We start from the raw sequence: 26,061 nt of genomic DNA on the forward strand, positions 1-26,061 counted from the left end.
GCGGCCGCCGGGGGATGGGGTAGTGGGGGACATGGCCAAGCGCGAGAGAGTCATGAGAATGTCGGTCGAGCAGCCGCTGTGGCGCGCGCTCACCGCGTACCGCGTCCTGACGCTGTTCTACGCGACAGGGCTCTTCGTCACGAGGCACGACGAGTTCATCCGCCCCGAAGTGGCCGTCGGCTACTACGTGGTGCTCTTCGCATGGACCTTCGCGACCCTGCCCAAGGTGGCGGGCGCGGCGAGCTGCACCAAGCCCTTCCTCGCGGCCGACCTGACCATCGCCCTGACCGGCATCCTGCTCACGCCCGTCGCGGACGCGCACGACCGGATCGTGGCGGGCGGTCCGACCCTCCCGTCCATATGGACCGCGGGCTCCGTCCTGGCGTTCGCGGTCAAGGGCGGCTGGCGCTGGGCGGCCTTCGCCTCGGCGCTCGTCGGCGTCGCCAACGTCGTGCAGCGCGGCGCGCTCAGCGAGGACACCCTCCACAACGTGCTGCTGGTCTGGGTCGCCGCCATCGCCATCGGGTACGTCGTCGAGGTCGCCCGGGCCTCCGAGCGCACCCTGGCCCGCGCCCTGGAGATCGAGGCGGCGACGCGCGAGCGGGAGCGGCTCGCCCGGGACATCCACGACGGCGTCCTCCAGGTGCTGGCCATGGTGCAGCGGCGCGGTTCCGCGATCGGCGGGGAGGCCGCGGACCTGGGCCGCCTCGCCGGTGAGCAGGAGGTGGCGCTGCGCACCCTGGTCTCCGGCGGACTCGTACCCGTCTCGCGGGTGTCGGAGGACGTGACCGAGGGCGCCGTCGTCCGGGCGGTGGACGAGCCCGAGCCGCAGGACGACACCGCCCCCCGCGATCTGCGCCCGCTGCTCGCCCCGTACGCCACCGCGAAGGTGACGTTCTCCGCGCCGGGCACGCCGGTCCCGCTCGCGGCCGGGGCGGCGAGGGAACTGGCCGCCGCGGTCGGTGCCGCGCTGGACAACGTGCACCGCCACGCGGGCGCGGACGCGCGCGCGTGGATCCTCGTCGAGGACGAGCCGGACGAGGTGATCGTGACCGTACGCGACGACGGCCCCGGCATTCCGGAGGGCCGGCTCGCGCAGGCCGAGGGGGAGGGGCGGCTGGGCGTCGCCCTGTCGATCCGCGGACGGCTGCGCGAGATCGGTGGCACCGCCGAGCTGGTCTCGGTACCGGGACAGGGCACGGAGGTCGAACTGAGGGCACCGAAGAACGTACCGGCGGACGTACGGACGAACGCGCCGAAGAGCGCGGCGAAGGAGGTCAAGGGTGTGCGGGGGAAGGCGGAGAGGGCATGACTGAGCGACAGGGCCCGATCAGGGTCATGGTGGTCGACGACCACCCCATGTGGCGGGACGCGGTCGCCCGCGACCTGGCCGAGGCCGGGTTCGACGTGGTCGCGACCGCGGGCGACGGCGAGCAGGCGGTGCGCCGGGCCCGGGCCGCCGCACCCGACGTCCTCGTCCTGGACCTGAACCTGCCCGCGAAGCCGGGCGTGCAGGTCTGCAAGGAACTCGTCGGCCACGATCCCGCCCTGCGCGTCCTGGTCCTCTCCGCGAGCGGCGAGCACGCCGACGTCCTGGAGGCGGTCAAGTCGGGCGCCACCGGCTATCTGCTCAAGTCGGCCTCCACGGAGGAGCTGATCGACGCGGTGCGCCGGACGGCCGTCGGCGACCCCGTCTTCACCCCGGGCCTCGCCGGGCTGGTCCTCGGCGAGTACCGCAGGCTCGCCTCCGACCCCGGTCCCGCCACCGGCGGCGACGAGCCGCGGGCTCCGCAGCTCACCGACCGCGAGACCGAGGTGCTCCGGCTGGTGGCCAAGGGCCTGAGCTACAAGCAGATCGCCGAGCGCCTCGTCATCTCCCACCGCACCGTGCAGAACCACGTCCAGAACACCCTGGGCAAGCTGCAGTTGCACAACCGCGTGGAGTTGGTGCGCTATGCCATAGAGCGGGGCCTCGACGACGCGTAAACCCACCGATACACACCAACGAGTGATGGCAGGTGATCAACTCCCGCACATTGCACCGGAATTGACCTTCCGCCCTCTCCTGTAGTGACCTGGATCACTATTAGCGTGAGTTCCGTCAGCCAACCGCGGCGAAGGGACTTTCCATGCGGGTCGGAGTACTGACCGGAGGCGGCGACTGCCCCGGGCTCAACGCCGTCATCCGGGGCATCGTCCGCAAGGGCGTGCAGGAGTACGGCTATGACTTCACCGGCTTCCGGGACGGCTGGAGGGGTCCGCTGGAAGGCGACGCCGTCCGGCTCGACATTCCCGCCGTGCGGGGCATCCTGCCCCGCGGCGGCACGATCCTCGGTTCCTCGCGCACCAACCCCCTCAAGGCCGAGAACGGCATCCGCCGGATCAAGGAGAACCTCGCCAAGTGCGAGGTGGACGCCCTCATCGCGATCGGCGGCGAGGACACCCTCGGGGTCGCGGCGCGTCTCACCGACGAGTACGGGGTGCCCGTCGTCGGCGTCCCGAAGACCATCGACAACGACCTGTCCGCCACCGACTACACCTTCGGCTTCGACACCGCCGTCGGTATCGCCACCGAGGCGATCGACCGGCTGCACACCACCGCCGAGTCGCACATGCGGGTGCTGGTGTGCGAGGTGATGGGCCGGCACGCGGGCTGGATCGCGCTGCACTCCGGTCTCGCGGGCGGCGCCAACGTCATCCTCATCCCCGAGCAGCGCTTCGACGTCGACCAGGTCTGTGCCTGGGTGACCTCGCGCTTCAAGGCGTCGTATGCGCCGATCGTGGTCGTCGCCGAAGGGGCGATGCCCAAGGACGGCGACATGGTCCTCAAGGACGGTTCGCTCGACTCCTTCGGGCATGTGCGGCTGTCCGGGGTCGGGGAGTGGCTGTCCAAGGAGATCGAACGCCGTACGGGCAAGGAGGCGCGGACCACCGTCCTCGGGCACGTGCAGCGGGGTGGCACTCCGAGCGCCTTCGACCGGTGGCTGGCCACACGGTTCGGACTGCACGCCATCGAGGCGGTCCGGGACGGTGACTTCGGCAAGATGGTGGCCCTCCAGGGCACGGACATCGTCCGCGTCCCGATCGCCGAGGCGACGGCCCGCCTGAAGACGGTCGATCCCCGCCTGTACGCGGAGGTGGGCGTCTTCTTCGGCTGACCTTTTCCCGCCCCCGCCGCCCTTACCCGTCCCTTCCAGGGGCTGCGCCCTCAGACCCCCTGTCGCGCTGCGCGCTCGTCCTCGAACGCCGGACGGGCTGGAAATCCAGCCCGTCCGGCGTTTGAGGACCGGGGGTTCGGGGGCGGAGCCCCCGAGGTCGGGACGGGAAAGGGCGGCGGGGGCGGAGAGCTCCCCGGGTTCGTATATTCGCCGGGTGAGCGAAAGAACCGCCGAACCCCCGGAGGGCCCCGTGGAGATTCTCGCCTTCGGCGTCCAGTCGGACGAGCGCCCCCTCCTCGAAGAGGCGTTCCGGGCCGAGGGCCACCACGAGGTCCGCTGCCTGGACGTCTTCCTCAACGCGGACACCGCCCCCATCGCCGCCGGCTACGAGCTGGTCTCCACCAGCGTCAACTGCGCCCTGGACAACCGCGTCCTGCAGACCCTCGCCGCCGGCGGCACCCAGCTGGTCGCCCAGCGCTCCACCGGCTTCAACAACATCGACCTCCAGGTCGCCGAGCGGCTCGGCATGACGGTCGCGAGGGTCTCGTACTACTCGCCGCACTCCGTCGCCGAGTTCGCCTGGACCCTCGCCATGGCCGTCAACCGCCGCATCGTCCGCGCCTCCAACCGCACCCGCGACTTCGACTTCCGGCTCGACGGGCTGATGGGCCGCGACCTGAACGGCCGCACCGCGGGCATCCTCGGCACCGGCAAGATCGGCGAGGCGTTCACCCGTATCGCCCACGGCTTCGGGATGAACCTGCTCGGCTGGGACGCCGCCGAGAACCCCGCCTGCCGGGAACTCGGCATGAAGTACGTGTCCAAGGAACGGCTCCTCGCCGAGTCCGACCTGGTCAGCCTGCACGTACCGCTGCTGCCCGAGACCGAGCACCTCCTCGACGCGGCGGCCCTGCGCACGATGAAGGACGACGCGGTGCTGGTGAACTCCAGCCGCGGCGGCCTCGTCGACAGCCGGGCCCTGGTCGCCGAACTGCGCGCCGGCCGCTTCACGGGCGTCGGCCTCGACGTGTACGAGGCCGAGGCCGGTCTCTTCTTCCTCGACAAGTCCCTGGAGGTCGTGGACGACGACACCCTGGCCCGCCTCGTCACGTTCCCGAACGTCGTCGTCACCTCCCACCAGGCGTACTACACCGCGGACGCGGTCGGCCAGATCATCGAGACCACCGTGCGCAACGTCCTCGACTACCGGGCGGGCCGCCGCTCCGAGAACGTGCTGGTGCCCGCGCCCGCGCGCACCTGATCCACCAGCTCCCGTACGACGTCGCAGCCGCGCAGGGTCAGCACCGACTCGGGGTGGAACTGCACCCCGGCGAAGCCCGGCCCGCGCAGGGCGTGCACCTCGTCCGTCGCGTGCCGGCCGCCCGTCCTGTCGCGGGCGACCTCGACGCCGTGGGCCGCCAGCTCCAGGGCGGCCCCGTCGTCGCAGCGCGCGACGAAGCTGTTGTAGAAGCCGACGGTCTCCGTCCGCCCGAACAGGTCGATGTCCGTCTGGGCGCCCTGGTACGGGATCTCCTTGCGCACGATCTCCAGGCCCAGCTCCGCCGCGATCAGCTCATGGCCGAGGCAGACGCCCAGGACGCCGTGCCGGTGCCCGCGGAGCACCTCCGCGGTGAGGCCGCGCAGGAAGGTCATCTTCGGGTCCCGCAGGTCGGACGGGTCGCCCGGGCCGGGACCCAGCACCAGCGGCCCCCCGTGTGCGAGGACCGCCTCCCGCAGCCCCGCCTCGTCGTAGCGCCGCACGGTCACCGCGAGCCCGGACGAGCGCAGCAGGTGGGCGAGCATCGCCGTGAAGGTGTCCTCCCCGTCCACGACGAGCGCGTGTCCCGACCGTCCGCCCGACGGCTCCTGCATCCGCAGCCAGAACGGCGCCAGTGAGGCCCGCCGACCGTCCAGCGCGGCCCGCACCCGCGGGTCGTCCGCGAGGCCCGCCGGCGCCTCGCCCCCGCGCGGGCGCCCGGGGCGTACGCCGAGGGCCGCCAGCACCCCCGCCGCCTTCGCGTGGGTCTCCGCGACCTCGCCCGCCGGATCGGAACCGCGGACGAGCGTGGCGCCCACCGGCACCCGCAGGTGTCCGGCCGCGTCGATGTCGGCGGTCCGGATGAGGATGGGGGAGTCGAGGGTCTGGGCGCCGCCCTCGTCACGCCCGACCAGGGCGAGGGCGCCCGCGTAGTAGCCGCGTCCGACGCCGTCCCGCCCGAGGGGTTCGTACCGCTCGATCACCCGGCACGCGTTCTGCACCGGCGACCCGGTGACGGTCGCGGCGAACATGGTCTCCTTCAGCACCTCGCGCACGTCCAGCGACGACCGGCCCCGCAGCTCGTACTCGGTGTGCGCGAGATGGGCCATCTCCTTGAGGCGCGGCCCGATCACGACCCCGCCCCTGTCGCCGACCGTGCACATCATCTTGAGCTCCTCGTCGACGACCATCGAGAGCTCCTCGATCTCCTTGCCGTCGGCCAGGAACTCCAGCAGGTCCTCGGGCGTCGGCCCCTGCGCGGGATAGCGGTACGTCCCGCTGATCGGGTTCATCACGACGGTCCCGCCGGACATCCGCACATGCACCTCGGGGCTCGCCCCGACCAGTGTCCGGTCCCCGGTGTGCACGACGAACGTCCAGTACGCGCCCCGCTCACCCACCAGCAGCCGCCGGAAGAGCGCCAGCGCGTCGGCCCGTCCGAACCCCGGGATCTCCCCCTCGTACGTCCGCCGGATGACGAAGTTGGCACCCTCGCCGCGCCCGATCTCGTCGCGCAGCACCCGTCCGACGATCCGCGCGTACTCCTCGTCCCCGACGTCGAAGCCGCCGCCCTCGACCCGCACGTCGTGCGCGGGGAGTTCGGCGAGGACCCGGTCCAGCGGAAGTTCGTACGACTCCTCCGGGACGAGCACCGCCAGCGGGGTGCCGTCGTCGTGGGCGGCGAAACCGCGCTCGCGGATCTGCCGGTAGGGGACGAGGACGAGACCCTCGGGGAGGTCGGCCAGCCGCTCGTGCTCGGTGACCCGGCCGAGCAGCAGCTCGACGGTGTCACCCTCTCCGGTGGCGTGGCCCGGGGTACGGCGGCGCAGCAGGGCGAACGGGCGGGGGTCGTCCAGCAGGTCGAGCAGGTTCATGGGTCCTGGTCCTTCTCGGAGTCCCGGCGCCCCATGGGCTGGGGCGCGGAGCGGTGGAGAGGAACGGTCCCAGTCGCGGAAACACCGAAGGCCGCCCCTCGGGCGGCCTTCGCGACGTGTTGCGTACGCGCAGTCAGTGGGCCGCCGGATGAGCGGTCCACCACCAGTTCTGGATCTGGGTCGAGTGCGCGAACATGCGGCGCACTCTATACCCATCCGATCGAGCGCGGCCCGTCTCACGTGATGAGCAGGTGGATGGACGCCCGACCCGACCCCGTAATGTTGGCGTCGTGACCGTGAACGCTAAGTCCAGCGCGAGCGCTGGCAACACCTGGCGAGACCTGCCCGCGGCGCAGCAGCCCGAGTACCCCGATGCCGAGGCTCTGCGCGAAGTGATCGCGGACCTCGAGTCGTATCCGCCGCTCGTCTTCGCGGGCGAGTGCGACCAGCTGCGCGCCCGGCTGGGAGCCGTCGCCAAGGGCGAGGCGTTCCTTCTTCAGGGCGGCGACTGCGCCGAGGCGTTCGACGCCGTGTCGGCCGACCACATCCGCAACAAGCTCAAGACCCTGCTCCAGATGGGCGCCGTCCTCACGTACGCGGCGTCCGTGCCGGTCGTGAAGGTCGGCCGCATCGCCGGCCAGTACTCCAAGCCCCGCTCCAAGGGCACCGAGACCCGCGACGGCGTGACCCTGCCGACCTACCGCGGCGACTCGGTCAACGGCTTCGACTTCAACGAGAAGGCCCGCGTCCCGGACCCCGAGCGCCTGAAGCGGATGTACAACGCCTCCGCCTCCACGCTCAACCTGGTCCGTGCCTTCACCACCGGCGGGTACGCCGACCTGCGCCAGGTGCACGCCTGGAACCAGGACTTCGTGAGGACCTCGCCGTCCGGGCAGCGCTACGAGCAGCTGGCGCGCGAGATCGACCAGGCGCTGCATTTCATGCACGCGTGCGGGGCCGACCCCGAAGAGTTCAAGACCGTCGAGTTCTACGCCTCCCACGAGGCGCTGCTCCTCGACTACGAGTCGGCGCTGACCAGGGTCGACTCCCGCACCGGGCAGCTGTACGACGTCTCGGGGCACATGGTGTGGATCGGTGAGCGCACCCGTCAGCTCGACGGCGCGCACATCGAGTTCGCCTCCAGGATCCGCAACCCGATCGGGATCAAGCTGGGTCCGACGACGACGGCCGAGGACGCGCTGCAGTACATCGAGCGTCTCGACCCGGACCGCGAGCCCGGCCGGCTGACCTTCATCGTCCGCATGGGCGCCGACAAGGTCCGCGACAAGCTGCCCGAGCTGGTCGAGAAGGTCACCGCGTCGGGCGCGACCGTCGCCTGGATCACCGACCCGATGCACGGCAACACCTACGAGGCGGCCTCCGGCCACAAGACCCGCCGCTTCGACGACGTGCTCGACGAGGTCAAGGGCTTCTTCGAGGTCCACAAGGCGCTCGGCACCCATCCGGGCGGTATCCATGTCGAGCTCACGGGTGACGATGTCACCGAGTGCGTGGGCGGCGGCGACGAGATCTTCGTCGACGACCTGCACCAGCGCTACGAGACGGCCTGCGACCCCAGGCTGAACCGCAGCCAGTCCCTTGACCTGGCGTTCCTGGTGGCGGAGATGTACCGGGACCAGTAGCGCGGCGGTAGCGGACGAGCAGCCGTTCCGGCTGGTGCCTGAGCGTTTTTGGGGCGCGGATCACATACGATCCGCGCCCCACCGCACTTTTGCGCCCCGTGGCCGACGGGTAAGGTTAGGTTAGCCTCACCGATCTTCGGGATGGCACGGCCTATCGGATCCCGTCGGGAGGTGTGCACCGCGTGTTCGTCTGCAACTGCTTCGGGGTGACCGAGGCACAGGTGAAGAAGCACGCGGCGGACGGCGCCTGCACCCCCCGGCAGATCGCGTCCGCCTGCAAGGCGGGCACCGACTGCGGATCCTGCGTACGGCGCATCCAGGCGCTGCTGGGCCGGGACACCTTCCCGCGGCGCGAGCGGACCGGCCAGGACGTCCCCGCACTGGCCGAGGTGGAACGGCTGGAAGAGGCAGCCTGACCCGTGCCGCCCCCGGCCCTGTAAAACCGTCTAGTCCTGCGGCTGCTCGATCAGCTGCGCGATGTAGAGCGCCTCGCCGAGCTTCTCCACCAGGTCCAGCTGGGTGTCCAGGTAGTCGATGTGGTGCTCCTCGTCCTTGAGGATCGACTCGAAGATGTTCGCGGACGTGACGTCGCCCTTCGCCCGCATCACGTCGATACCGCGCCTGAGGCGGTCGATCGCCTCGACCTCCACCTGGCGGTCCGCCTGGAACATCTCGGTGACCGTCTGTCCGACCCGGACGTGGAAGAGGCGCTGGTAGTTCGGCAGACCGTCCAGGAAGAGGATGCGGTCGGTCAGCAGCTCCGCGTGCCTCATCTCGTCGAAGGACTCGCTCCGGGTGTATTTCGCGAGCTTCGTCCAGCCGAAGTTCTCCTGCATCTTCGCGTGCAGGAAGTACTGGTTGATCGCGGTGAGCTCGGCGGTCAGCTGCTCGTTGAGGAACTCGAGGACCTCGGGGTCGCCCTGCATCGCAGAGGCTCCTTCCAGGCGGGGGAACTGGCGGGTTGCGCCGCATGATTGCACCGGCGCCGAAGATCGTCCAGTAAGTGCATGCTTAGTAAGTAAGTACAGGCTTAGTCCGGATTGTCGTAGTTGACCGAATGGGTCCGGACCTGGTCATGTCCACCTTCCCGGGTCTGTCAGGATGGAGTCATGGGTCAGCCGGTGGATCGTGAATCTGGAGAAGCGGCACCGTCACAGCTTCCGCCCGGACAGCGACTGCAGCGGGGCTGGCCGGTCACGCACTACGGGCCCGTGCCGAAGTTCCGTCCCGAGCGCTGGGAGTTCAGGGTCTTCGGAGCCACCGCCGACGGCGAGAAGCACTGCTGGACCCACGACGAGATCACCGCCCTGCCGTACGCGACGGTCGTGGCCGATCTGCACTGCGTCACGAAGTTCAGCATGATCGGCGCCGAATGGGGCGGTGTCCCGGCCCGGACGATCCTGGAGATCGCCCCGCCCGCACCCGCCGTCACCCATGTCATGGTCTGGGCGGAGTACGGCTTCAGCTCGAATCTGCGCCTCGACGACTTCGCGTCCGAGCGCTCCATCCTCGCCACCCACAAGGACGGCGAACTGCTGACCGCCGAACACGGCTTTCCGCTGCGTCTCGTCGTACCGCACCTGTACGCCTGGAAGGGCCCCAAGTGGGTCCGCGGCGTGGAGTACATGACGGCCGACCGCCGCGGCTTCTGGGAGGAACGCGGCTACCACAACATCGGCGACCCCTGGCGGGAGCAGCGCTACTCGTACCAGGAGGAGCCGGGGGACGGGCCCGAACTCTGAGTCCGGCGGTGTCACCGGTGTGCGTGAGGGGTCGGTGGCCTTCCGGTAACTGACGGCACAATGCGTGCCCAGAGCGCTACGCTGAGATCCTTGCACGGCGGATGACGTCGGGTGGAGACGGACCGGTGGGGTGTCTGGGATTCCGCTTGTGGTTCGGTCGGGGGCGAGCGGTCGGGGGACGACGGTGGGGCTGTTCGGAGAGCGACGTACCTTTCTGGGGGGTCTCGGCCCGGCGGACCGGGAAGCACTGACGGGCCTCGGTACCCGGCACGAGTACGAGCCCTACGACACGGTTCTCGCGGAGGGCGACCGCACCACGTTCGTGGTGGTGCTGCTCAGCGGCTGGTGCACGGTGTGGACGCCTACCGAGCGCGGCGGCCGGGTGATCCTGGCGCTGCGACGGAACGGTGAGGTCGTGGGTGACATGGCGGCACTCGACGGCCGCCCGCGCAGCGCGTCGGTGAGCACGCTCGGCGCGGTGACCGCACTGGTCGTACCCGGTGAGCGCTTCCGGCGATTCCTGGCCTCGAGGCCGCACGCCAACGCGCTGATGATGAGCCAGCTCACCGAGCGGCTGCGCAGCGCGGACCACGAGCGCCGGGCTCTCGCCTCCATGACGGTGCTCCAGCGGCTGGCGGAGCGCCTGGTCGAACTCGCCGACCGCACCGGCCGACAGGAGGACGAGACGGTGACCATACGGCTGCCCCTCGCGCAGCACGAGCTGGCCGCCTCCGTGGGGTCCACCCGTGAGGCCGTCGCCAAGGCCCTGCGTCTGCTGCGTGAGCAGGGGCTGGTCCATACCGGCCCCGGCACCCTCGCCGTTGCCGACCTGGACCCGCTCCGCCTGCTCGCCGCCGGACAGCCCCATGGCACGGGCACGGAAATCTAGCAGAACCGAGTCCCCGCGCTGTGTAAACGGCTACAGCGACGAGCCGTCGACTCCGGAAGCATCCGAGGAGTCGGCGGTCGGCGGGACAGCAGGGAGGAGAAAGCGATGGAGGGGGAAGCCGCGTACGGCTTCATCGTCAACGTGGACGCGCAGGGCTCGGGCCTGTTGTCCGACACCGAGAAACCCGAGATGCGGAGCAGACTCTACGACGTCACGGGCGCTGCCTTCGAACAGGCCGGCATCCGCGCGCCCCGTCTCTATCAGGAAGACCGCGGCGACGGCATCCTCAGCGTGCTCGCGCCCGAGGTGCCGCCCCGGCGGGTGGTGGGGGAGTGGCTGGAGTACCTCCACCAGAACCTGCGGGAGGCCAACCGCGGCCTGAAGACCCCGCTGCGGCTGCGCGCGGGCCTGCACATCGGCCCGGTCACGGCAGACGCGCACGGACGTTCCGGGCGCGCTGTCGACCTGGCCTGCCGTTTGGGCGACTGCGGTACCGCGAAGGCGGTTCTCGTGGCGGCGCACGGCGCCCCCCTGGTGGTGGTCGCCTCTGACCGGTTGTACGAGGACGTCATCCGCGCCGGTGGACGCTGGGTGGAACCGGAGCACTACCGCCGGTACACCGTGGACCTCAAGGAGGGTCGCACGGCCGCCTACTTCATGGTCCCGGGGTTGGCCCAGCCGCCCGAACCGGCGAGGTCCGGACAGGACACCCCGCCCCGACCGGCTCCCGAGGTCACCGGTGACGGCGTGGTGATGAACAACCACCATCACGGCAGCGGGCAGTTCATCGCCGGCGGGCGCATCGACACCATCAACATCAACCCACAGGGAGGTGACCGGTGAACGCGCACAGCCCTCAGCCTCCGCAGGGCAACCCGCAGCCTCAGCAGCCGAGACCCGAACCCGACAAGGCGGCGGGCGCCGAGCCGGGCACCGGTCCCGAGCAGCCCCAGTCCGACCTGATCGGCGGCCCCGCAGCCGACCCGCTCGGCGGAGAGGCGCTGCCCGGAGCCGCGGCCGCCGCCTCCCGGATCTACCGGTCGACCCTGAGCTCACACGGATCCGGCACCCTCATCAGCGCTGGATCCATCGACGCCGTCAACATCTACGGCCGACGGGCCGAGCGCCTGCTCGCCGGCCCCCTGCCCGAGGACGAACTGCGCAGACTGCGCCGGGTCTTCCAGGAACCGGAGGGCTACGGTGAGTACCGCGAGCAACTGCGCGGCGGACGGCTTCTGGTGCTGCTCGGCCAGCCCGGCACCGGCCGTGCCTACACCGCCCTGTCCCTGCTGGACGACCTGACCCGCGGCCAGGTCTCCCGGCTCGACCCGCGTACCGATCTCGACACACTGGACGACGACCAGATCGGTGCGGACCACGGCTACGCGCTGGAACCCAGCTCCACCGGACTGCCGGACGAGACCGGCCTCGACCGGCTCTGCGAACTACTCGGCAGAAAGCAGGCATACGCCGTCCTGCTGGCCACTCCCGAGCCCGGTGACGTGATGTCCCGGAGCGGGCGCCACTACCGTGCCCACACCCCGGCGGCCCAGAACGCCGTGATGGAGGGCCACCTCGCCGCCGAACTCGAGGACGGGGGACCCGAGTCGTACGAGCGGGCCCGCGCCACGGCTCTCGACCCCGAAGTCCAGGAGGCGACGGGTCTCGACGAGCTGCGGCCGGCGGAGGCGGCTCGTTTCGCGGCGCTCCTGGCCCGGCACTCCCGGGACGAACTCACCCACGACGAACTCCTCGCCGAGTGCCGGAAATTCGCGGAGAACCAGGCGGCCGAATGGTTCGCCGGCGGCGTCAGGTCCGAGACTCCGGAGCGACTGCGAGACGCGGCCTACCGTATCGCCGTCGCCGTGCTCGACGGGGCCTCGCTCAGTGCCGTCGCCGAGGCCGCGGAGGTGCTTGCCTGGGAACTGGCCGTCACCGTCGACCCGGAGGCGGTCCCGGGGCGGCCGCTGTTCAGCGACGGGGTCGACGCCCGGCTGGTCTCCGCCCGCGCTGTCGCCGAGCCGGGCACGGAGGAGGTCGGCACCGAGGAGGTGCCGGTGCGCACGGTGCGCTTCGGGGGCGAGGCGCTGGCACCGGCGGTCCTCGGCCACCTGTGGCAGCACCGGCACAACGCGCGCGGGCCCGTACTGCGCTGGCTGGCCGGACTGTGCGAGGACAACCGGCCCCAGGTCTGGGTGCGGGCCGCCGTCGCGGCCGGGCAACTGTGTCGCCTGGACTGCTCGCACACCGTGCATGAACTGGTCCAGCCCATGGCCCGGGCGGAAGGGGTGCGCCGCCGCGTGTTCGCCGCGACGGTGCTCGATGTCGCCCTCCGTTCCCCCGAGGTCGGCACCGCGATCCGCGCCCTGGTCGGCTCCTGGGCCGGGCACGAGAACGAGCAGCTGCGCTGGACGGCGGGGGCCGTACTCGGCCGGGGCCGGGCCACCCCCACCGTCCGTGAGGCGCTGGACCTGCTCGGCGGAATCGGCGTCCGGGACGAGGGCAGCCTGCGAGCCGACACGGCGGCACAGATCGCCCACTTCGCGGGCGCCCACCCCGAGGGACAGACCCTCCGCCGGATCCGCGCCTGGCTGTCCGACGAGCGGCGGCCCCAACAGGACCTCGGTCTGCAGAGCACGGTCTACCTCGCTGCCGTCCCCGTGTCCGATCTGTGGAACCGGCACCAGGACCTGGAGGACTACGGCGACTGGCCGCTGATGCTGGCCCTGGCGGCCGTCCGGCCCGCCCTGGCCGCGGAGCTCGCCGGGCTGCTGTGGACCGCGCTGCAGACCTCCCGGTCGTACGAGGCGGCCGTCGACACCCTCTTCGGCTGGCTGCGCGGGTCAGCCGACCAGCCCTGGGCCGCGTGGCTGGAACGGTTCCTGCCCCTGCTGGTCCTCAGCCACGACGACCGGAACCGGCTGCTGTCCTTGATCAAAGACCTGTCCGAAGACCCCGACCAGCCACTGAACGAACAGCAGATCCGCCGCCTGCGGGGGGCTGTCCAGGGAGCGAGTACACCATGACGTACAACCAGTGGGGCCAGCCCCAGCACGAGGAGTTCATCCTCCCGCACGACCTCAGAGGCCCCTTCGTACGAGAGTTCGCCTCGCAAGCCGCGTACCGGCACCGCAACAGCCAGGTGGCCTCGGTGCTCTTCTACAGGAACGGCGGGCACAGCGTCATCACTGTCCGGGGCGCCGAGCACGTCAACAAGCCGCTCATGGGCAGGCCCACCTCGGTCTGCTGGATCGCCCGTGGCCGGCACCAGGCGTCCTTCCAGCTGGAACTGCCCACGTACGGCGACCGGTCGACCTTCAAGGCGGGAGCCGACGTCCACTGGGAGGTGCGCGACTTCTACCTGGCCGCCGAGAAGCGTGTGGTCGACGTGGAACGCATGCTGCGTCCACCGCTGGAGGCCCGGCTGCGCGGGGTCAGCAGGCGCTACGGCCTGGACTCGGCTCAACAGGTCGACGAGGCGATCCAGAACGAGCTGGCCAGCGGCCGGTGGAACGACTTCGGTGTCGATCTCGGCCTGGCCACCCAGGTCTACATCCGTATCGACCTCGGCCGGGCGGCCGCCGAGCACCAGGCCCAGATGGTCGCGGTGGAGAAGGGCAGCAAGGTCCAGGAGGCCATCGACGTCGCGCACAAGGCGCGTATCGCCGCCAACCTCGATGACGCGCAGAGACTGATCGGCGCGGGCGAGACCGTCCAGTACGCCACGATGCTCGCCCAGGACCCGAGCCGGGCCCACGAGATCCTGGCCGTACTCCAGCAGCAGGCCCGCGAACAGCGTCAGGGTGCCCTGGACTACCTGACCAACCTGATCAACCAGGGCGTGGTCCAGCGTCACCAGATCGACGACCAGGTCCAGGCACTGATCGACTACAGCCGCACGGTCGCCACAGGTGTCTTCCCGGCGGGACTGCCGCAGGCCCCGACATCGCTGCCGATACCGCCGATGCCGCCCGCGCTCCCGCTGATCCCGTCCGACGCACCGCCGGTCCCGCCCGCCCGGCCGGCGGACACCACGGACTTCGTTCTCGGAGAGGGGGCGGGAACCCAGAACGACTCCGGCGCGGGGGCGCGCGAATGAGTTCGGACGATCCGGACGCCGCCGCGCACTTTGTCGCCGAACGGCTGCTGCTGACCGTGCGAGAGGACCTGGGCAGGGCGGACCTGAAGGCGTCGATCCTGCTCTCGGGCGCCGTGGCGGTGCCCGCGCTGGTGCTCGGGAGAGGGGTGCCGTCCGGAACTTCCGATCTCGCCCTGGGGTTCCTCGCGGCAGGCGGGGGACTCTGGGCGGGCGGTGCACTGCTGCTCCTGGCGGTGATCGTGCCCCGCACCGGTACGGTCCGCTCGGTACCCGGTCCGACGTTCTACGCCGACGCCCTCACCGCCACGGACCCGCAGGCGCTGCGCCGAGCCGTCGCTGAGGCGGGCGCGGACCGGGTGGGATGGCTGCTGGCACAGTTCCAGGACGCCAGCGTCATTCTCTCGGCGAAGTACCGCTGGCTGCGCCGCTCGATGGCGCTGCTGGGGGCGGGACTGCTGCTGGCGGCCCTGGCGCCGGCCATGGGCTGACCCGAAAGCCACCCTTCAGCCGTCCCGGAGTTTTTTCAGGCGTTCCACGTCCGCCGCGTGGCCCTCCTTGCCGCCGGGTGTCTCGATGATCAACGGGACGCCCTCGGTGGCGGGGTGGGTCATCAGGGCGCGGAAGGGGTCCTCGCCGATGTGACCGGCGCCGATGTTCTCGTGGCGGTCCTTGTGGGCGCCTGCCACGTCCTTGGAGTCGTTGGCGTGGATCAGTTTCAGGCGGCCCTCGCCGACCGCGTCCACCAGCAGGTCGAGCGTCTGGTGCATCCCGGTCGGCCCGGTGAGGTCGTGGCCCGCGGCGAAGACGTGGCACGTGTCCAGGCAGACGCCCAGCTTCGGGTGGGCGTCGAGCGCCGCGAAGTACGGCCCGAAGTCCCAGGTCCGCGAGCAGAGCGAGGCGCCCTGGCCCGCGGTCCCCTCCAGCAGGAGGTCGGGGTCGTCGTCGTGGGTCAGCTCGTCGAGCAGCGGGAGCAGGTACTCGCGTACCTGCCGCAGCGCGACCGGGCGCTCCCGGCCGCCGGTCGCCGAGCCCGTGTGCACGACCACGCCCAGGGCGCCGATCTCGCGTGCCCGGCGCAGCGAGTGCCGCAGCGACTCCACCGACCGCTCCACGGTCGCCATGGTGTGCGAACCGAAGTTGATCAGGTAGGGCGCGTGCACGTAGGCGGGCAGGGACTCCGCGGCGCAGGCCGCGCGGAACGCCTCGTCCTGGGCCGGGTTCCCGGGCGGTGTCGCCCAGCCGCGCGGATTGGCGACGAAGACCTGGAGGGTCTCGGCGGCCAGGTCGCGCGCGTACGCCAGACCTACGGAGGCGAGACCTCCGGCGACGGGGACATGCCCGCCGACGGGGTTGCGGGACTGCTCGATGCTCACCCTCCAAGGGTGTCACGCGGCCCCGGACACCGCGTCGGCGGCCGTCCCCACGGTCCGACGGTGCTCAGCCGATCTCGATGGTGATCGTCGAGCCCTTGGGGGCGGTGTCGCCGCCCTCCGTCGACTGGCCCTTGACCGTGTCACCGAAGAGGTCGAGCAGACCGCGGTCCTCCTCGACCTCGAAGCCGGCCGCTTCCAGCTCCTGCCGCGCGTCGTCGACGCTGTCGCCCGTGACGTCCGGCACCTCGATCATCTCCGGGCCCTTGGACACGGTCAGCGTGACGGTGTCGCCCCGCGCCGCCTCCCGTCCGGACTCGGGCGTCTGCGCGGCCACCTGACCGGCGTCATGCTCGGAGGTGACCCGCTCGGCGGCGACCTCGACGGTCAGGCCCGCCTCCTCCAGCTCCGTCCTCGCGTCGTCCAGGTCGTCGCCGAGCACGTCGGGCACGTCCACGGGGCTGCCCTTGCTGACGACGAGCGCGATCGCCGAACCGCCACGGCGTTCGGTGCCCGCCCCCGGCTTCGTGCTGATCACGTAACCCGCGGTGACCTCGTCGCTGAAAGCCTTGGTGACCATCCCCGCCTCCAGGCCCTCGTCCCGGAGCCGCTCCCTGGCCTTGTCGAGCGCGAAGCCCCCCAGGTCAGGCACGCGCACGATGTCCGGGCCCTTGGACACCGTCAGCGTCACGGAGTCGTTGGCGCGGATGCGCGCACCGGCCTGCGGATCGCTGCTGATGACCCGGCCGGCCTTGACCGTGTCGCTGTTCGCCTTCTTGACGGTGCGCACTTCGAGGCCGGCGTCCTCCAGGCGCTGCGTGGCCTGCGCCTCGGTCTTGTCGAGCACCGCGGGGACCTTGGTGAACTGGCCGGAGTTGATGTACCAGACCCCGGCGCCGAGGCCGAGGACCAGCAGCACCACGGCGACGATCGCGAGCGGGCCCCGCCGCGGTGCCAGGCCGCGGCGCCGCCGCGGGGGCTCGGGCGGCGGGGACGGCAGGAAGCTCGTGCGGTGCAGCTCCGCGTCGTCCTCGTTCACCGGGAGGGGCCGCGGCACCGACAGCGAGCGCGGGATCACGCTCGTACGGTCCTCGCTGCCCCGGCGGTCCGTGGCGACGGCCCCCGGCGGGACGGCGTCGAGCTGGTCGTCGCCGAGGCCGCTCTGCGCGTCCAGGACCTGCGCGAGCAGCGCCACCGCGTCGTACGGGCGGAGCCCGGGGTCGCGCGCGGTGGCCGACATGACCAGCGCGTCCAGCTCGGGAGCCAGGCCGGGCACGGTCGCCGACGGCGGGGGCACGTCCTCGTGCAGGTGCTTGTAGAGCACCGCGGCGGGTGAGTCCCCCGAGTGGGGCCGGTCGCCGGTCAGCATCTCGAAGAGCAGGATGCCGCACGCGTACACGTCCACCCGCGGGTCGGCCGTGCCGCTCTCTATCTGCTCCGGCGCGAGGTACGACACGGTGCCGAGCACGGCCCCGGTCGTGTGGGTGACGGTGTCCACGGCCCGTACCAGACCGAAGTCGGCCACCTTCACCCGGCCGTCGTCCCCTATCAGGACGTTCTCCGGCTTCATGTCGCGGTGCACGAAACCGGCGCGGTGCGCCGCGCCCAGCGCGGCCAGGACCGGTTCGAGGATGTCCAGCGCGGCCCGCGGCTGGAGCGCCCCGCGCTCGCGCAGCACGTCGCGCAGGGTGCAGCCGGCCACGTACTCCATCGCCAGATAGACGTAGGCGCCGTCGGTGCCCTGGTCGAAGACCTGCACCACGTTCGGATGGGCGAGCCTCGCCACCGACTTGGCCTCACGGATGAAGCGGTCGACGAAGGAGGCGTCGGCGGCCAGGGCCGGGTGCATCACCTTGAGCGCGAGCACCCGGTCGAGGCGGGTGTCCACGGCCCGGTAGACCGTGGCCATCCCGCCGACCGCGATGCGCGCGTCGACGTGATACCGGCCGTCGAGCACGTGCCCGACAATGGGGTCTCCCCGGCCGCCGAAGGCTGGGGAAGGGTCCTGAAGGGTCGTGTCCACGCTGGTGAGTCTACGAGCCGCCACTGACGGAGCCGCCCGGCCGGGCGATTCCGGGGCGGTACTGAAGCCGAGCTGTGACGCACCTCGCACGCCGGTCGCCGCGGGACGGCGTACCGGTGCGGACGCATGTTCAAGCGGGTTTCCGGCCCATTCTCAGAAAGCGGGCCGTTCCGGGTCCCAGCGCGCTGTTCCCTCCACCGGGGAGGAGGCTTCGGCGAAGTGCCGGCGCGGAATGCGTCCCGCCCGGTACGCGAGCCGTCCGGCCTCGACCGCGTGCCGCATCCCCTCGGCCATGAGCACCGGCTCCTGGGCCCGGGTCACGGCCGAGGCGAGCATCACACCGGCGCAGCCCAGCTCCATGGCGAGCGCGGCGTCCGACGCCGTACCGGCTCCGGCGTCCAGGATCACCGGCACGCGCGCGTGCTCCACGATCAGCTGGAAATTGTGCGGGTTGCGGATCCCGAGCCCCGATCCGATGGGCGATCCGAGCGGCATGACCGCCGCGCACCCCACGTCCTCCAGCTTCCGCGCGAGGACCGGGTCGTCGTTCGTGTAGGGGAGGACCGTGAAGCCGTCGTCGACGAGGGTCTCGGCGGCGTCCAGCAGTTCGACCGGATCGGGCAGCAGGGTGCGTTCGTCGGCGATCACCTCCAGCTTGACCAGGTCCGTGCCGAGCGCCTCGCGCGCGAGGCGGGCCGTCAGCACGGCCTCCCCGGCGGTGAAACAGCCCGCGGTGTTGGGCAGCACGCGGATGCCGAGCCGGTCGAGCACGGAGAGGACCGAGCCGTGGGCGCCGGGACTCACGCGGCGCATCGCGACCGTCGTCAGTTCCGTGCCGGAGGCGACGAGCGAGCGCTCCAGGACGTCGAGGCTCGGGGCACCGCCGGTGCCCATGATCAGACGGGACGTGTAGGACGTACCGCCGAGGACGAAGGGGTCGTCGGCCATGGGTCAGCCTCCTTGGACCGCGGTCAGGACCTCGACGCGGTCTCCCTCGCGCAGGAGGGTCCCGGGCCACTGCGCGCGCGGGACGACGGTCTCGTTGAGCGCGGCGGCGACGCCGGAGGGGGCCGCGCAGAGGGTGGCGACGAGCGTGTCGAGGGCGGTGTCGGCGGCGAGTTCCCGCCGCTCCCCGTTGACGAGGACGGTCATGTTCATACGGGCTGCTCCGTGAGTGCGGCGGCGCTGAACCGCCCGGGGGTGAACGGGCGCGCCTCGTCCGTGAGCTCACCGGTGGCCAGGGCGTGCGCCAGGGCGTCGCCGGTGACCGGGGTGAGCAGCACGCCGTTGCGGTGGTGGCCGGTCGCCAGCAGCAGACCGGGCAGAGCGGTCGGGCCGAGCAGGGGCGCGTTGTCGGGGGAGCCGGGCCGCAGTCCGGCCTGTGTCTCGGTGAGCGGCAGCTCGGTGATGCCGGGGACGAGTTCGTGGGCGTCCCGCAGCAGTTCGTACACGCCGCCCGCGGTCACCGTGGTGTCCCAGCCCAGTTCCTCGCTGGTCGCGCCGACGACGAGCTCGCCGCTCTCGCGCGGCACGAGGTAGACGTGGCTGCCGCGGACCACGGCACGCACCGTCCGGCTCAGGAAGGGCGCGGTCCCGCCCGGCAGGACCGCGCCGGGCCGCGGCATGGTCAGCCGCAGCACCTGCCCCTTCACGGGACGGACCGGGGGCCGTACGTCCTCGGGCACGCCCGCGAGGCGTCCGCTGAGGCTGCCCGCGGCGAGGACCACCTGCCCCGCGGACAGCCCGGTGCCGTCCGTCGTGACGACTCCGGTGGCCCGGCCCGCCGTGACGGTCAGCCGCCCGGCCCGCGTCCGGTGGAAGACCACTCCGGCCCGCTCGCAGGCCGTGACCAGGGCCGCGGCGAGCCGCCGGGGATCTATCTGGTGGTCGCCGTCCACCCGCAGCCCGCCGCGCACGCCGGGCGCGAGCATCGGCTCCAGGCGCCGGCACTCGCGGCCGCTCAGCCACTCGGACGCCAGGCCCGACCGCTGTTGCAGGGCGTGCAGTTCCCGCAGATGGGCGCGGTCGTCGGCGTCGAGTGCCACGGTCAGCGTGCCGCACCGCCGGTAGCCGAGGTCCTGGCCGGTCGCCTCGGTCAGCTCGGCGACGAAGTCCGGATAGCGCCGTGCCGAGGCCAGGTTGAGCCCGAGCAGGGTCTGCTCGCCGTGGTGCAGCTCGGTGACGGCGGCCAGCATCCCGGCGGCGACCTGCGCGGCGCCGCCGCCCGGTCCGGGATCCACGACCGCGGTGGTGAATCCGCGCTGCGCGGCCCGCCAGGCGGTGACCAGCCCGATGATGCCGCCCCCGACGACCAGGACGTCGGCGACCGGTCTGGTGGTGAGCGGTGCGTCGGCGACCGGTCTGGTGGTGACCGGTTTGTCGGCGACCGGTCCGGTGGTGATCGGTTCGTCGGCGACCGGTCCGGTGGTGATCGGTTCGTCGGGTGAAGATGCCTGCGATGTACGCGACATGGGCGTCCAGCCCCTCCCTTCGCCGGCATGACCCGGATCAGGTTCGTACGGTCGGAGGCCGCCCAGCCTCCCTCTCAGCCCGGTGCGTCCGGGCTCCCGCGAGTGCTCTACGTTGGCCACCCTAGCTCTTCGCCCCGCACCGCAGTAAGGGAGCGCCCCGCATGGCCCGCTCGCTCGACGGACTCGTTCTCGCCCCCGTGGCCGACCAGGCCCCCGGTCAGGTGGGTACGCGCACCCGGTTCGCCTACCACGAGCAGGACGGCGAGATCTGGGCCGAGTACGCGGGCGGCGACGTCGTCCGCGGCCACCTCGTGGGCACCCGGGAGGGCGACCGGCTCGACTTCCGCTACGTGCAGTTGAAGGCGGACGGCACCACCTCCTCGGGGCACTGCGTGTCCCTCGTCGCCGAGACCTCCGACGGCAGGGTCCGGCTGGAGGAGACCTGGGAGTGGGAGTCCCAGGAGGGCAGCGGGACGAGCGTGGTCGAAGAGGTGGCCGCCGGGGCCGCTGAGGCCGCCGAGGACTCCACCGCCGGCGATGTCTCTGAGGCCGCCCGGGGCTGACGCTGTGTGACAGCTCACCGGCCGCGGCCCTGACCGACGATTTGCCCGACTGCCTAAGGTGATCGGGTGAGTGAGCTGACACAGGGAGCAGGTCCGGCGGGGCGACCCGGCGTCGTGATCGTCGGTGCGGGCATGGCCGGCGTGCAGACGGCCGTGGCCCTGCGGGAACAGGGCTTCACCGGCACCGTGACCCTGATCGGCGCGGAACCGCACCAGCCGTACGACCGGCCGCCGCTGTCCAAGGCCGTGCTGCTCGGCAAGGCCGAGAGCTCCGCCTTCGACGTCGACTTCGCCTCCCTCGACGTGGAGCTGCGCCTGGGGCTCGAAGTGACCGGCCTGCGCCCGGACCGGCGTGAACTCGACACGGCCGAGGGCGCCGTCCCGTACGGCGTCCTGGTCGTCGCCACGGGTGCGGAACCGATCCGGCTGCCGGGCGCCGACGGCGTACCGGGTGTCCATCTGCTGCGCACCCTCGACGACGCCGAGCGGCTGCGGCCGGTTCTCGCCCGGCAGGACGACATCGTGGTGGTGGGCGCGGGCTGGATCGGCGCGGAGTTCGCCACGGCGGCCCGGGAGGCGGGCTGCGCGGTGACCGTCGTCGAGGCCGCCGGGCGGCCGCTCGTCGGCGCGGTGCCCGCCGAGGTGGCCGCCCCCATGGCCGCCTGGTACGCGGACAGCGGGGCTTTGTTGCGCACCCACGCGCGCGTGGAGCGCGTCGAGCCCGGCGCGGTGGTCCTGGACGACGGGTCGCGGCTGCCCGCGGGCGCCGTCGTGGTCGGTGTCGGGGCGCGGCCCGCCACGGCCTGGCTGACCGGCTCCGGCGTCGAACTGGGCGCCCACCGGGAGGTCGTCGCGGACGACCGTCTGCGCACCTCCGTCCCGGACGTGTACGCGGTCGGCGACTGCGCCTCCTTCCCGTCGGGCCGGTACGGGGAGCGTCTGCTGATCCACCACTGGGACAACGCGCTGCAGGGGCCGCGCACGGTCGCGGCGAACATCGTCGGGGAGACGCTCGCCGCGTACGATCCGGTGCCGTACTTCTGGTCCGAGCAGTTCGGCCGCTTCGTCCAGTACGCGGGGCATCACGGGTCCGCCGACACCATGGTGTGGCGGGGCGGGCCGGACGGGCCCGCGTGGTCGGTGTGCTGGCTCCGGGACGGCCGGCTGGTCGCCGTCCTCGCCGTGGGGCGGCCCCGGGACCTGGCGCAGGGCCGCCGCCTGATCGAATCGGGCACCCGAATGGACCCCACCCTGCTCCCGGACCCGACCCGTCCCTTGAAGAAGGCGACGGCGTAGCGCCGCGGGTTGTCCCGTCGACCGCGGGCGGGTGGGGGCTGACCGCGCAGTTCCCCGCGCCCCTACCGGGCCACAGCCCACCGAAATGGCCGAGCCCCCACCCAGCACCGCCCCACCAGACGCCCCCGCCAGGCACGCGAGCAACTGCGCACCGCGCCCCACGAAGGACCCCCGGCCCCCGCCCAGGCGCGGGGAACTGCGCGCCCAGCCCCCACTGGGCCGCAGGTGACGAACGGCCGCCGGGGTTGAGCGGGGACGCGCAGCGCCCCCTAAAGGGCGCGGGCGACCGACCGCCCGGCGGTGGCCCGGGACGGGAGACCGGACCGGCACCGGGCCGGTCGGCCGTGACCCGGTCGACCGGCCCGGGTACCGAGTGTCAGTGGGAGATGGCACGCTTGTGTCCGTGACCGAGATTGACGCAAAGATCGATGCTCTCGTCCCCGCCTGGCTCACCCTCCCCGACATCGCCGAACAGTTCGGCGTCGAGGTGACGCGCGTCCGGCAGTTGGTCAAGGAAGGCCAGCTCATCGCCGTACGCCGTGGTGAGAACCGCGCGCTGCACGTCCCCGCCGCCTTCGTCGACGCGGACGAGCAGAAGGTCGTCAAGGGCCTGTCCGGCACCCTGACGCTCCTGCGGGACGACGGCTTCTCCGACGAAGAGATGCTCGAGTGGCTCTTCACCCCCGACGAGAGCCTGCCCGGTACGCCCGCGCAGGCCCTGAGCGAGAATCGCGGCACGGAGGTGAAGCGCCGCGCCCAGGCGCTCGCCGTCTGACCCGAACACGCAGCACGCGACACGCACCACGCGTTACGCCACACGGCGTACGGGCCGCGCTCCCGCGGCCCGTACGCCACCGACATGCCACGGGGGACCCACGCATGCCCGCACCCACCGCACCCGCATCCGCGCGCGCCCGGCTGGCCGACGCCCGCGTCTACCTCTGCACGGACGCCCGCAAGCGCCAGGGCGACCTCGCCGGCTTCCTGGACGCGGTCCTGGCCGGCGGCGTGGACATCGTGCAGTTGCGGGACAAGGGCATGGAGGCGGCCGAGGAGCTCGAACACCTCGCCGTCCTCGCGGACGCCTGCCGCCGGCACGGCAAGCTGCTCGCGGTGAACGACCGCGCCGACGTCGCCCACGCCGCCGGCGCCGACGTCCTGCACCTCGGCCAGGGGGACCTGCCCGTCCCCGCGGCCCGGGCGATCCTCGGCGACGACGTCCTGATCGGCCGCTCCACCCACGCCGGTCCCGAGGCGTCGGCCGCCGCCGCCCAGGACGGCGTGGACTACTTCTGCACCGGCCCCTGCTGGCCGACCCCCACCAAGCCGGGGCGCCAAGCGCCGGGCCTCGGCCTGGTCCGTGACACGGCCGCGCTGGCCACGGACCGGCCGTGGTTCGCCATCGGCGGCATCGACCTCGGCAACCTCGACGAGGTGCTCGAAGCGGGCGCCCGCCGCGTCGTCGTCGTACGGGCGATCACCGAGGCCGACGACCCCGGCGCGGCGGCGGCGGAGTTCGCGAAGCGCCTGCGGACGGCGTGACCCGGACGCAGGCGGCATGGCTCAGGGACCGCGTGACGCGGCAGCCGGAGGTCCGCTACAGAGCCGACTGTCCGAGGAGTGGACAACAAGTCGACAATCCGGGCGAATTCTCCGCGCCCGGTTGGGTGACCGTCCGGCCCTGGCTAACCTGCGGGTATGGCCCTCGGATCTGCTTCCACCAGGACTGACCGCGCACGCACCGTGCGGGACATGCTCGCGACCGGCAAGACGACGTATTCCTTCGAGTTCTGGGCGCCGAAGACCGAAAAGGGCGAGCGGAACCTGTGGAACGCGCTGCGCAGGGTCGAGGCGGTCGCTCCCAGCTTCGTCTCCGTGACGTACGGGGCGGGCGGCACCACCCGGGCCGGCACGGTCAAGGCCACGGAGCAGATCGTCGCCGACACGACGCTCACCCCGGTCGCCCACCTGACCGCCGTCAACCACTCCGTCGCGGAGCTGCGCAACATCATCGGCCAGTACGCGGACGCCGGGATCCGGAACATGCTGGCCGTGCGCGGCGACCCGCCCGGCGACCCGATGGCCGACTGGGTGGCGCACCCCGAGGGCCTCACCTACGCGGCCGAACTGGTGCGGCTCATCAAGGAGTCGGGCGACTTCTGCGTGGGCGTCGCGGCCTTCCCGGAGATGCATCCGCGGTCCGCGGACTGGGACACGGACGTGGCCAACTTCGTCGACAAGTGCCGGGCCGGCGCCGACTACGCGATCACGCAGATGTTCTTCCAGCCGGAGGCGTACCTGCGGCTGCGTGACCGGGTCGACGTGGCGGGCTGCAGCACGCCGGTCATCCCCGAGGTCATGCCGGTGACCAGTGTGAAGATGCTGGAGCGACTGCCGCAACTGAGCAACGCGTCGTTCCCGGACGCCCTGAAGGAGCGGATCCTCACAGCCAAGGACGATCCGGCGGCTGTACGCTCCATTGGCATCGAGTTCGCCACGGAGTTCTGCGCGGGGCTGCTGGCCGAGGGAGTCCCCGGTCTGCATTTCATTACGCTGAACAACTCCACCGCGACGCTGGAAATCTACGAGAACCTGGGCCTGCATCATCCACAGCGGGCCTAGACCCGTCGCATCGTCGTACGACACACTGCGTAGCGGTCATCTGGGAGAGGGGCGTACATGGGCTGGACGGTCCTCTACATCGCATTCGGCATCGTCGCGCTGTGGCTGCTCGGCGAGGTGCTGCTGCAGTACAAGGCGCGGCTGCGCTGGCGGCTGCTGGCCTTCGGCGGCTTCCTCGGGGTGGTCATCGGGGTGCTGATCCCGTCGGTGCCGGTCATCGGTCTGGGCGCGGCCGCCTTCGCCGTCGGGCAGACGTACGTCACGCTGTCGTTCCGCAGTGGCTTCGCGGCCGGCTGGGCCGTCGCCGGACGGCCGGGCGTCACCAAGCGCCGCCGGGGCGAACCCGAGCGGCAGGACCCGACGCTGGAGGTCACGGACCTCCAGGCCGCGGAGAGCGGAACGTATCCTCAGGGCGACCTCGGCCGCGGCGAGAGCTTCGGCGCGGACGACGTCTTCGGCCGGGAGGACTCGGTCTTCGGACAGCGTCCCGCGGCCGCCGCCGGACCCGCCGCGGTCTACGAGCCGCAGCCGCTGCCCGACGACACCGGCCAGTACGGCGTCTACAGCGAAACCGCGTACGCCGCGGCCACCGACCCGGCGTACGCGGCCTCCGCACAGGCCCAGGGTCAGTCACAGGGCCAGGCCCAGGACCAGTTCGCGCAGAACTACGGCTACGACGGGTACCAGGGGTACGACCAGCAGCAGTACGGCTACGACACCGGGCAACAGCAGCAGTACGCGGCCTATTCCGACCCGTACATCGGCACGCAGTCCTACGACGCAGCCTCCTACGGCCAGTCCTACGACCCCTCGCAGCAGCAGTACGGGCAGCAGGAGCAGCAGGATTACGGGCAGGACCAGTACGCGACGGGGAACTACGGCGGCGAGACTCCGCCCGGCGGGGTCTGGGTGCCGCAGCAGCGGACCACCGAGGACCCGTACGGCGGCGAACTCCCGCCGGAGCAGCCGTACCCCTACGAGGGCAACGGACAGCAGGGCGGGTACGACGGGCAGCAGTACCGGTACTGACAGCGGCTCCGCGGCCGGAGTGAC

General features: G+C 71.9%; 26 protein-coding genes and 1 riboswitch. Of the genes, 18 read left to right on the top strand and 8 right to left on the bottom strand.

Features of this window, described 5'->3' with window-relative positions; all coding sequences use genetic code 11:
* Nucleotides 1-31 precede the first annotated feature (31 nt).
* The 4 genes from macS to ACFYXC_RS04140 all read left to right on the top strand — a co-directional run bounded on the left by macS (nucleotide 32) and on the right by ACFYXC_RS04140 (nucleotide 4,419).
* The gene (macS, locus tag ACFYXC_RS04125; protein ID WP_389546561.1) at nucleotides 32-1,312 is read left to right on the top strand and encodes a MacS family sensor histidine kinase; all 1,281 of its coding nucleotides are present in this window, start codon (nucleotides 32-34) and stop codon (nucleotides 1,310-1,312) included.
* Complete coding sequence (locus tag ACFYXC_RS04130) at nucleotides 1,309-1,986, top strand: response regulator (protein ID WP_389546564.1); 678 nt, start codon at nucleotides 1,309-1,311, stop codon at nucleotides 1,984-1,986. Before macS ends, ACFYXC_RS04130 begins: the two co-directional genes overlap by 4 nt.
* 143 nt (nucleotides 1,987-2,129) lie before the next feature.
* Nucleotides 2,130-3,158, top strand: a complete 1,029-nt coding sequence (locus ACFYXC_RS04135; protein WP_388919552.1) for a 6-phosphofructokinase — start codon at nucleotides 2,130-2,132, stop codon at nucleotides 3,156-3,158.
* 250 nt (nucleotides 3,159-3,408) lie between these two features.
* A complete protein-coding gene (locus ACFYXC_RS04140; protein WP_389546788.1) occupies nucleotides 3,409-4,419 on the top strand; it encodes a 2-hydroxyacid dehydrogenase in 1,011 nt (336 codons plus the stop codon).
* Here ACFYXC_RS04140 and ACFYXC_RS04145 read toward each other — a convergent pair.
* Together ACFYXC_RS04145 and ACFYXC_RS04150 are read right to left on the bottom strand one after the other, a co-directional pair.
* Nucleotides 4,362-6,290: an anthranilate synthase family protein gene (locus ACFYXC_RS04145; protein ID WP_389546567.1), complete on the bottom strand. Its 1,929-nt coding sequence runs from the start codon at nucleotides 6,288-6,290 to the stop codon at nucleotides 4,362-4,364. The genes ACFYXC_RS04140 and ACFYXC_RS04145 overlap by 58 nt on opposite strands.
* Nucleotides 6,291-6,423: 133 nt before the next feature.
* Nucleotides 6,424-6,486: a trp operon leader peptide gene (locus ACFYXC_RS04150; protein ID WP_384770181.1), complete on the bottom strand. Its 63-nt coding sequence runs from the start codon at nucleotides 6,484-6,486 to the stop codon at nucleotides 6,424-6,426.
* 94 nt (nucleotides 6,487-6,580) lie between these two features.
* On the opposite strand from ACFYXC_RS04150, the gene ACFYXC_RS04155 reads away from it, so the two are divergent.
* The gene (locus tag ACFYXC_RS04155) at nucleotides 6,581-7,933 is read left to right on the top strand and encodes a class II 3-deoxy-7-phosphoheptulonate synthase (RefSeq protein ID WP_389546569.1); all 1,353 of its coding nucleotides are present in this window, start codon (nucleotides 6,581-6,583) and stop codon (nucleotides 7,931-7,933) included.
* A 182-nt stretch (nucleotides 7,934-8,115) separates the two neighbouring features.
* The gene (locus ACFYXC_RS04160) at nucleotides 8,116-8,349 is read left to right on the top strand and encodes a bacterioferritin-associated ferredoxin (RefSeq protein ID WP_388919561.1); all 234 of its coding nucleotides are present in this window, start codon (nucleotides 8,116-8,118) and stop codon (nucleotides 8,347-8,349) included.
* 30 nt (nucleotides 8,350-8,379) lie between these two features.
* Here ACFYXC_RS04160 and bfr read toward each other — a convergent pair whose 3' ends face one another.
* A complete protein-coding gene (gene bfr, locus ACFYXC_RS04165; RefSeq protein ID WP_388919564.1) occupies nucleotides 8,380-8,859 on the bottom strand; it encodes a bacterioferritin in 480 nt (159 codons plus the stop codon).
* Nucleotides 8,860-9,042: 183 nt separating this feature from the next.
* Between bfr and ACFYXC_RS04170 the strand changes: the two genes are divergently transcribed.
* The 6 genes from ACFYXC_RS04170 to ACFYXC_RS04195 all read left to right on the top strand — a co-directional run bounded on the left by ACFYXC_RS04170 (nucleotide 9,043) and on the right by ACFYXC_RS04195 (nucleotide 15,151).
* Nucleotides 9,043-9,675 (top strand): sulfite oxidase-like oxidoreductase, encoded by a 633-nt coding sequence (locus ACFYXC_RS04170; protein ID WP_388919567.1) that lies wholly within the window; start codon nucleotides 9,043-9,045, stop codon nucleotides 9,673-9,675.
* A 184-nt stretch (nucleotides 9,676-9,859) separates the two neighbouring features.
* The gene (locus tag ACFYXC_RS04175; RefSeq protein ID WP_389546574.1) at nucleotides 9,860-10,564 is read left to right on the top strand and encodes a Crp/Fnr family transcriptional regulator; all 705 of its coding nucleotides are present in this window, start codon (nucleotides 9,860-9,862) and stop codon (nucleotides 10,562-10,564) included.
* A gap of 105 nt (nucleotides 10,565-10,669) precedes the next feature.
* Nucleotides 10,670-11,407, top strand: coding sequence for a hypothetical protein (locus ACFYXC_RS04180; RefSeq protein ID WP_389546577.1), 738 nt, complete (start codon nucleotides 10,670-10,672; stop codon nucleotides 11,405-11,407).
* Nucleotides 11,404-13,590: a hypothetical protein gene (locus ACFYXC_RS04185; protein WP_389546580.1), complete on the top strand. Its 2,187-nt coding sequence runs from the start codon at nucleotides 11,404-11,406 to the stop codon at nucleotides 13,588-13,590. Before ACFYXC_RS04180 ends, ACFYXC_RS04185 begins: the two co-directional genes overlap by 4 nt.
* Nucleotides 13,587-14,663: a hypothetical protein gene (locus ACFYXC_RS04190; protein ID WP_389546583.1), complete on the top strand. Its 1,077-nt coding sequence runs from the start codon at nucleotides 13,587-13,589 to the stop codon at nucleotides 14,661-14,663. Before ACFYXC_RS04185 ends, ACFYXC_RS04190 begins: the two co-directional genes overlap by 4 nt.
* Nucleotides 14,660-15,151 carry a Pycsar system effector family protein gene (locus tag ACFYXC_RS04195; RefSeq protein ID WP_389546586.1) on the top strand — a complete coding sequence of 164 codons (492 nt, stop codon included), beginning with the start codon at nucleotides 14,660-14,662 and terminating at the stop codon, nucleotides 15,149-15,151. The genes ACFYXC_RS04190 and ACFYXC_RS04195 overlap by 4 nt, the downstream gene beginning before the upstream one ends.
* A 15-nt stretch (nucleotides 15,152-15,166) precedes the next feature.
* Here the strand turns inward: ACFYXC_RS04195 and ACFYXC_RS04200 are convergent, their stop codons facing one another.
* The 5 genes from ACFYXC_RS04200 to thiO form a co-directional block, all read right to left on the bottom strand.
* A complete protein-coding gene (locus ACFYXC_RS04200) occupies nucleotides 15,167-16,036 on the bottom strand; it encodes a deoxyribonuclease IV (protein ID WP_389546589.1) in 870 nt (289 codons plus the stop codon).
* A gap of 64 nt (nucleotides 16,037-16,100) precedes the next feature.
* A complete protein-coding gene (pknB, locus tag ACFYXC_RS04205) occupies nucleotides 16,101-18,056 on the bottom strand; it encodes a Stk1 family PASTA domain-containing Ser/Thr kinase (protein ID WP_388919573.1) in 1,956 nt (651 codons plus the stop codon).
* A 153-nt stretch (nucleotides 18,057-18,209) separates the two neighbouring features.
* Nucleotides 18,210-19,004, bottom strand: coding sequence for a thiazole synthase (locus tag ACFYXC_RS04210; RefSeq protein WP_389546593.1), 795 nt, complete (start codon nucleotides 19,002-19,004; stop codon nucleotides 18,210-18,212).
* Between the two features lie 3 nt (nucleotides 19,005-19,007).
* Nucleotides 19,008-19,208 carry a sulfur carrier protein ThiS gene (gene thiS, locus ACFYXC_RS04215; RefSeq protein WP_389546791.1) on the bottom strand — a complete coding sequence of 67 codons (201 nt, stop codon included), beginning with the start codon at nucleotides 19,206-19,208 and terminating at the stop codon, nucleotides 19,008-19,010.
* A 2-nt stretch (nucleotides 19,209-19,210) separates the two neighbouring features.
* Nucleotides 19,211-20,527, bottom strand: a complete 1,317-nt coding sequence (gene thiO / locus ACFYXC_RS04220) for a glycine oxidase ThiO (protein WP_389546596.1) — start codon at nucleotides 20,525-20,527, stop codon at nucleotides 19,211-19,213.
* A riboswitch (TPP riboswitch) is annotated at nucleotides 20,525-20,637 on the bottom strand. Its footprint overlaps the gene before it by 3 nt.
* 51 nt (nucleotides 20,638-20,688) lie before the next feature.
* Here thiO and ACFYXC_RS04225 point away from each other — a divergent pair.
* From ACFYXC_RS04225 to ACFYXC_RS04250, 6 genes are all read left to right on the top strand, one after another.
* Nucleotides 20,689-21,090 (top strand): hypothetical protein, encoded by a 402-nt coding sequence (locus ACFYXC_RS04225; RefSeq protein ID WP_389546598.1) that lies wholly within the window; start codon nucleotides 20,689-20,691, stop codon nucleotides 21,088-21,090.
* 132 nt (nucleotides 21,091-21,222) lie between these two features.
* The gene (locus ACFYXC_RS04230) at nucleotides 21,223-22,386 is read left to right on the top strand and encodes an NAD(P)/FAD-dependent oxidoreductase (RefSeq protein ID WP_389546795.1); all 1,164 of its coding nucleotides are present in this window, start codon (nucleotides 21,223-21,225) and stop codon (nucleotides 22,384-22,386) included.
* Between the two features lie 403 nt (nucleotides 22,387-22,789).
* Nucleotides 22,790-23,161, top strand: a complete 372-nt coding sequence (locus tag ACFYXC_RS04235; protein ID WP_388919588.1) for an Rv2175c family DNA-binding protein — start codon at nucleotides 22,790-22,792, stop codon at nucleotides 23,159-23,161.
* 104 nt (nucleotides 23,162-23,265) lie between these two features.
* On the top strand, nucleotides 23,266-23,928 hold the full coding sequence (gene thiE / locus ACFYXC_RS04240) for a thiamine phosphate synthase (RefSeq protein WP_389546600.1): 663 nt from the start codon (nucleotides 23,266-23,268) through the stop codon (nucleotides 23,926-23,928).
* Between the two features lie 156 nt (nucleotides 23,929-24,084).
* Nucleotides 24,085-25,008, top strand: coding sequence for a methylenetetrahydrofolate reductase [NAD(P)H] (gene metF, locus ACFYXC_RS04245; protein ID WP_389546603.1), 924 nt, complete (start codon nucleotides 24,085-24,087; stop codon nucleotides 25,006-25,008).
* Nucleotides 25,009-25,065: 57 nt separating this feature from the next.
* Nucleotides 25,066-26,037 carry a hypothetical protein gene (locus ACFYXC_RS04250; protein WP_389546606.1) on the top strand — a complete coding sequence of 324 codons (972 nt, stop codon included), beginning with the start codon at nucleotides 25,066-25,068 and terminating at the stop codon, nucleotides 26,035-26,037.
* Nucleotides 26,038-26,061 lie beyond the last annotated feature (24 nt).

This window comes from Streptomyces sp. NPDC002701 (genome assembly GCF_042889045.1).
Taxonomy (GTDB): Bacteria; Actinomycetota; Actinomycetes; order Streptomycetales; family Streptomycetaceae; genus Streptomyces.